This is a genomic window from Chlamydia sp. 17-3921, assembly GCF_902705545.1.
GTDB lineage: Bacteria > Chlamydiota > Chlamydiia > Chlamydiales > Chlamydiaceae > Chlamydia.
In genome coordinates this window covers 25,981-32,387 of sequence record NZ_CACSHH010000010.1, presented here as the reverse complement: position 1 = coordinate 32,387, position 6,407 = coordinate 25,981, and the positions used below count along the sequence as shown (strand labels likewise).

The window sequence follows — 6,407 nt, the reverse complement described above, 5'->3', positions numbered from 1 at the left end:
AATTAACTCTTTTAATTATAAATTACTATGCACTGAATTAAAATAACACTTTGTAAGTGTAGTTTATAGAAACTTTTATTACAAAGAGATACACAAAACAAAGATTCTTGATTCCTAGATAACAATCCCCTACACTGTCTTTACTTAAGGAAGAGTGGCAGAGTGGTCGAATGCGTCTGATTCGAAATCAGAAGTTCTCTTACAGGAACCGGGGGTTCGAATCCCTTCTCTTCCGAAAATCTAAGACAGAGATGTATTTAAGCATTTTGACAACTAAAGGGATTATAACAAAATCCTGTGAATGAAGCATTCTTTCCAACTCTAAGTTAGAGCATACAAAAGTCCAATTAAAGAAGATTTACAATTGCCGGCAAGCTTTTTCACAGAGCTTAACGTGTCGTATTTTGATCTACAAAAATAGCTATAAAGAATTCAAAAAAGACAAACAAAGTCATTTTCATAAGACGAATTATTTGCTACAACTCTCGTGAAAAATTCATTCTTGCAAAACTTATTCATGAGAAGATAAGAGAATTTTTGTTTAAACCAAAAGTTTTTAATACTTCAAAAAAAGGCCTTAAACACTCTCTCAGGGGGACAGAGAGAATATCTAAGGCTGAATTGAAAAAAATCTAACTTAGATGAAAACCTAATACTTCTTGTGCTATTGCATATCAAAGACTAACTAACGAAACCTATTATTCTTGAGATGCAGCTTGTAGAGAAAGCGTATGTAGAAGAAAACAAGCTTTCGCATCAGGATAATATACTAAACCTAAAAATTCCATCTTTTGCTTCGCATATGTAAAACCTATAGCTTTTATAAGATGTGGACTATCACTCATACTTGATAGCACGTTTTTCTCTAAAAACGTTCTTCTATAAAAATTTACATATAGAGCAAAAAAATTGAGAATAAACTTCAGGTAAAGAAGTTTCTAAATTCTTATGCAAAAACATACCTATAGCAACTAACTCTTCTTCCACTTTTTAATAACTTTGAACTCATCTGAAAAATTTTGAATTACCTTTTGAAAATATTTTTCAAACTATACAAGTTTTCTCAAACACACAAGATCCATTTGAATCTTACTGTTGCTTAATGCAGCACATCCGACAATAATCATCACAAAACAAAGCGTTGCACCTTTTGTAAATCGAAATATGGACTACCTGGAGAAGATTTCAGCACAAGATTGTAAATTTTTTACAAAAAAGTAAATAAAAAAGTTTAAAACACATCAGATTCGCAAAAAAAAATCTAAATTCATTCTTCAGAAAAAATTTTTCTTGCAAAAATTTTCAAGACAAAATCGCATGTAAAGCATTCTGGAAGTCACTTTATCCTATTCCTCTATCAATTTAAGAAGCTCTGAATCATCGCGACGAGTTGCAAAATTTCCTCCTTATCTATAAAATGTGCCACCAACAAGTCGTTGTTTATCAATATCTTGTGTTTTTAATCCTCTAAACGGAGAAAATACTTATGTGCTTGCCTTGTCCTTGTTCTTTTAGTGCTCGTGTAACAACAGGAGGACCAGGAGATGATGGGAACGAAAATGTTCCTCTAAATCAACAGGGCGCTCCCGTAATAACGCAACAGCCAGCAAGGGGAGAGAAAGGCAAAGCAACAGTAGATTTCATTATTAAGGTAGGAGGCGGTGATTTCTTAGAGACCATACAAAACTCAGGACAGGTATTAACAAGTTTTCTTGACAACCAACATACTCAAAAAGCGCTTACGTCTTGCGATCGAAGATGTACTCCTTGGTGTAAAGAACACTGCCCAGAATGTTGTAGTTGGTTATTGAGCTGTTGCTTCGATTGTTGTATCAACGGAGAAGAACACTTTGATCCTAAAGCAGCACACGACTTTGTCAAAGAAATGAAGGAGAAGTACGGCCCTATTTGTGTAGGTATGGCTCTAGGGAACGGAGGAGGAGAAGTTCTTCTTCAAAACATCGGCCCCGATGGCTCAGTTGATCATGATAAAAAAAGTGATTTTGAAAATAGGTGTATCCAATGTAGTAAAGAGTTAGGCAAACGATTGGGATGTGAAATCAGTAGAGAACTTTTCGAAACAGCTAATAATCCTCAGAATTGTCCTGGAATAAACTCCATTCTAGTACAAAGATTAACGGAATTGGTAGAGGCTAAACATGAAGGGAAAGGCATTCCAGTAGCTCAAAATCTTCCTACATTTTGGGTGTTGCATGACAATATAGAAGAAGATGAAGGCGGGGGGGGGGGCGCTACTGGAGGAGAAGGAGGTGTTGCCACTAAACAAGCTGTACGCTTAAATTTTGCTTGTTTAGAAAGACGACTCCAATCCGCATGGGGTTCTAAGCTTGGTAAGCAGTATAGAGGGCCTTTAGGTGATCATTCCGAAGAAGTCTGCAATTTATTGAAAGCACTTCTAGCTAAATTACTAGGAAACAATCCTGAACTTTTCTCTATGCAAGGATCTGGCTGTTGCCTCGATAAGGGACTCTATCTTCAATTAATTTGTCTCTGTGTCATGGGTGTAGGTTTCATTCCTTTAAATAAACGGAACCCTGCTGAACTGCCATTTGACCCAATGGATCCAAGCAATCCATGGTCTGCAGTATTAGATCAACTCTGGGGCACATTCACAGAAACAGATAACTCAAAAATATTTCCTTACGTTCAGACCGATGAAACTGATGGAGGAAATAATGATGAAGAAGAAGGATGGGATCCTGGCGATCAAGAAGATCTTCTCAAATTATCCCAAAAAGTCCAAAGCAGCTGCTTCTTAGGTTAAATGTGATTATGTTTTAAGGAGAGAAACTCTCTCCTTAAAACATAAACTTTTCTTGTCCATTTCACAACACCTTCTTAATAAAAGATATATCTCCTTTCATAAAAATTAATCTCGTTCAGTTTTTGTATTTTGTAAGTAAGATTCTTTGCAGATAAACTGCTTACTAATAAGCTTTTCATAATTCACAAAACAATTTTAAGTTGTGCAAAATTAGAATCTCAAAACTCTTAAATAAAGAAAAAAGAGAACAAGTTGGTTTTCTGAAAACCAAAAAAACTTGTAAAAACAACTATAAATGCAATTTTACCGTGGCTAGTTTCTAACAGAATGGAAAAACCTATCTTACTAAAAAGAAAATCATTAAAAGATAGAAAATAAAGATCCGAGCCACCATAAAGTGACACCACAGAGAACGAATAGTCCTGCCCAACCAAGATGAGCCCAAGAACGGATAGCCTTTTCTGGAGAGTTCCTCCCTCCCATAGATTCCAAATCTAAAAGCATCTCCATATTATGTTCCGAGAACTCTTGTAAAATTTTCAGAACATATGGATGGTCTTGAAGAATTTGATCACCATTTAATCCAAGGTATAGAGCATATTTTTTTATGAATCCCTGAGCATATATCGGAGAGATAAGCTTACCCAAATGCCCTTTCTCAATCGCTTCTAAACAAGAGGAACGGATAGAAGTTGCAGCCTCCACATCTTTCAAAGATAAAGCCTGCTCTTCACGGCGAGAGCGAAAGACATCTCCTAAATGCACAAGCTCTTTATGAATATGTTCTGTCATAAGGATGTTTTACCTTCAGATAAGCTTTCATTTCTTAATTTCGGTAAGTTCTTCTTTCCAAAAGAACACAAGGAGTTTTTAAACAGCCAATACCTCTGTATCGAGACTACTTCAAGAATATACATGAATAATGTTTAATTTGTATCTGGAAATCATTGGTGTGTATATTGTATGCTAAGGTAACGCTGAGGTCCTATTACAAATGTCTTCACCTTTCGTAACGACTTTGTCTCCAGAATCTCAAACTAAACTTAAAGAAAAACTAGAAGAAAAAAGTTTTATTTTTTCTTATCCCCAAAATACCATATTTCAAGCAAAGTCTCCGACAGTAACCTGTACTTTGTATTCTTCTGGAAAACTTGTAATTCAAGGAAAAGGTTCACAAGAATTCGTTGAGTTTATATTGGAACCCGAAGTCCTCCATTCGATATCTTGTCCTACCTTAAGACAAGATCTTCGACCTCGTATTGGAGTAGATGAATCTGGAAAGGGAGATTTTTTTGGTCCCCTATGTGTAGCGGGTGTTTATGCTTCAGATGCTATGGTTCTAAAAAAGCTTTATAAAACAAACATTCAAGATTCTAAAACACTTCGCGATACTACAATTTTATCTCTTGCGAAAACTATACGCTCTTTATGTACTTATGACGTTCTAATTTTATATCCTGAAAAGTATAACGAACTTTATGGAAAATTTCACAATCTTAACGCTTTACTCGCTTGGGGACACGCATCTATTATAGACCACTTAGCTCCTTACCCCGCTAAGGAAGTCTTTGCCATTTCAGATCAATTTGCAGCTTCAAAACACACTCTTCTTAAAGCTCTAAAAAAGAAAAATTCAGATATTTTCCTCATACAAAAGCCTAGAGCAGAACAGGACATTGTAGTTGCTGCAGCGTCTATTCTTGCTCGAGAAGCTTTTATTACCTCTATAAAAAAACTTGAAAATCTCCATAAAATTCAGCTTCCAAAAGGGGCTAGTTCTCGCGTTAAAGATGTAGGTAGAGCTATTTTGAAAGCTCAAGGTGAAGAGGTTTTAAAAAAACTTTGCAAAGCTCATTTTAAAACTTTCTCAGAAATCTGTGCTGAGAAAATTTGATCTTCTACACAACAAATATACTCCTTAAATAGCTTCTTAAGAAGTTAAGCGCTGATATCCTTCACAGGAAATTATTAGATGGTAATGTGGCTATCCAGTATACTTTTATTTTTATCCTTAGAAAAAGCAGCAGGCCTTTCCTGAGAATCTTTCCGTTAAAGATAACGACGACATATGTTCAAGCTACTATTTCAACTCATTACGTTTGCAGGACACGTTCTTTCCACACCGATTTTTATTCTTCAAGATGCTTTAGGAATCGACCCTAAATCTTGTGAAACCTCTCCCCCCAAAGCAATCTCTTGTCAAACTCAATATCTACAAGTCAATAATGCCAACTTCAAACATCTTAAAGAGCAAACTTTAGGTTATCGTCAATATGATGCAACAATACTTTGTACTCTTCCTATAACAATGCAATCGGGGCTTCTTATGTCTACGGGCTATGTTGGAGCTAATATTCTTTGGAACAGCTTGTCAACTTTTCCTATCGAAGACCCGAAAACCTTAGGATTCACAACATTTCAGGATAAATCTTATTACAATTACATTTTGCTTTCTGTGGGAGCATACACTCTCTCCATGAAAAATTGGCAATGGTCTGTTATGTTTTCAGGACTCCTAGATCCAGAAAATTTTAAAGTAGGTTATGGACTCTATCAAGGGATTCTTTCTGGAAAATATCAAGCAACAGACAAGCTCTCAGCTGTATTTGGAGTTATTAATGAAACAGGGCTTCATCAAGAAAAAGCATGGCCTCTAATTGGAGTAACATACAAATTTAACGAAAATCTTACTTTAAATTCCATCTATCCTACGAATTTTTCGTTAGAATATCACTGTACTCCCGTATGTGATCTTGGAGTTTCCTATCGTCTTACGCGCTTTCGTAAGAAACTACCTAAAAATAATTTTTCTTCTTCTTTAGGGATTTTTGAATATCAAGGTCGAGCTATAGAAGCAAACGTGAAACTTACTCCTTGGCCGGGAAGCTTCATCCGAGGCTTTTACGGATGGTCTTTAGGAAGTGATATCTCTCTTGCAGATGACCATAACAATAATAAAAATACTTATCCCTTCAAAACCTCGGCATTTTTCGGAGGATCCGCAAAAATTGCTTTCTAAGTCTTTAAAAAGTAAGGCTTTGAAGCAGGAAATTCTGATTGTATAAAAATACTTGGAAACTTAAAATCCTCACGTAAAATCTGTATTTTAGGTGGATATGAGTTCTTGCACTACTTGTAAAAACGGTGCTAGTCTTTATCTTGATCATCTTTTTCCTGAACGTCTGATAGCCAATAAATCCCAGAAATGCACAGCACGTTACCCTAAGATTGCTATGATCATTGAGGTTTTAGCTTCAGTAATCTTAGGAAGCTTTAAGATCTTAACCATTCCTATGGTAGCAGCTTCTGTCGTTGTTCTTATTCCGATACAAGCTATGATTAAATGTATCTATAAAAGAAGCTGCAAGGAGGCTCTTCCCTATTTAGCAGCTTGGGGAATCAACCTACTCGTTATAGCTCTACTCGTTGTATCGATTTTCGCTATGATCTCTGTTCCTCCAGAAGCAGTATTTTTTGTTATCTGCCTTGGAGTTTCTCTTGGAGCAAGCGCAACACTCCTTCAAGTCCACAAACGTCTTTTTCCACCTGAGTATCAACGTCCTACTACAAAAGATTTACCTACCACGTAGTTTTAACAGCTCTTATTCAGACGTTTTTTAAG

At 35.9% G+C, this 6,407-nt stretch carries 6 protein-coding genes and 1 tRNA gene; 5 read left to right on the top strand and 2 right to left on the bottom strand.

Features of this window, described 5'->3' with window-relative positions; translation table 11 throughout:
• The first annotated feature begins 148 nt into the window (after positions 1–148).
• Positions 149–235: transfer RNA gene (locus JMS40_RS02845), tRNA-Ser, on the top strand.
• 463 nt (positions 236–698) lie between these two features.
• Here JMS40_RS02845 and JMS40_RS02840 read toward each other — a convergent pair.
• Positions 699–845, bottom strand: a complete 147-nt coding sequence (locus JMS40_RS02840) for a hypothetical protein (RefSeq protein WP_201456770.1) — start codon at positions 843–845, stop codon at positions 699–701.
• 641 nt (positions 846–1,486) lie between these two features.
• Between JMS40_RS02840 and JMS40_RS02835 the strand changes: the two genes are divergently transcribed.
• Complete coding sequence (locus JMS40_RS02835) at positions 1,487–2,785, top strand: hypothetical protein (RefSeq protein WP_201456769.1); 1,299 nt, start codon at positions 1,487–1,489, stop codon at positions 2,783–2,785.
• A gap of 360 nt (positions 2,786–3,145) precedes the next feature.
• Here JMS40_RS02835 and JMS40_RS02830 read toward each other — a convergent pair whose 3' ends face one another.
• Positions 3,146–3,577: a RodZ family helix-turn-helix domain-containing protein gene (locus tag JMS40_RS02830; protein WP_201456768.1), complete on the bottom strand. Its 432-nt coding sequence runs from the start codon at positions 3,575–3,577 to the stop codon at positions 3,146–3,148.
• 202 nt (positions 3,578–3,779) lie between these two features.
• Between JMS40_RS02830 and rnhC the strand changes: the two genes are divergently transcribed.
• From rnhC to JMS40_RS02815, 3 genes are all read left to right on the top strand, one after another.
• The gene (rnhC, locus tag JMS40_RS02825; RefSeq protein WP_201456767.1) at positions 3,780–4,679 is read left to right on the top strand and encodes a ribonuclease HIII; all 900 of its coding nucleotides are present in this window, start codon (positions 3,780–3,782) and stop codon (positions 4,677–4,679) included.
• Positions 4,680–4,853: 174 nt separating this feature from the next.
• Positions 4,854–5,804: a hypothetical protein gene (locus JMS40_RS02820; RefSeq protein WP_201456766.1), complete on the top strand. Its 951-nt coding sequence runs from the start codon at positions 4,854–4,856 to the stop codon at positions 5,802–5,804.
• Positions 5,805–5,901: 97 nt separating this feature from the next.
• Positions 5,902–6,375, top strand: a complete 474-nt coding sequence (locus JMS40_RS02815; protein WP_201456765.1) for a DUF5422 family protein — start codon at positions 5,902–5,904, stop codon at positions 6,373–6,375.
• The last annotated feature ends 32 nt before the right edge of the window (positions 6,376–6,407 follow it).

Coding starts and splice junctions, on each gene's coding strand:
- rnhC (WP_201456767.1), top strand. CDS start 3,780: ATGTCTTCACCTTTCGTAACGACTTTGTCTCCAGAATCTCAAACTAAA.
- JMS40_RS02840 (WP_201456770.1), bottom strand. CDS start 845: ATGAGTGATAGTCCACATCTTATAAAAGCTATAGGTTTTACATATGCG.
- JMS40_RS02815 (WP_201456765.1), top strand. CDS start 5,902: ATGAGTTCTTGCACTACTTGTAAAAACGGTGCTAGTCTTTATCTTGAT.
- JMS40_RS02820 (WP_201456766.1), top strand. CDS start 4,854: ATGTTCAAGCTACTATTTCAACTCATTACGTTTGCAGGACACGTTCTT.
- JMS40_RS02835 (WP_201456769.1), top strand. CDS start 1,487: ATGTGCTTGCCTTGTCCTTGTTCTTTTAGTGCTCGTGTAACAACAGGA.
- JMS40_RS02830 (WP_201456768.1), bottom strand. CDS start 3,577: ATGACAGAACATATTCATAAAGAGCTTGTGCATTTAGGAGATGTCTTT.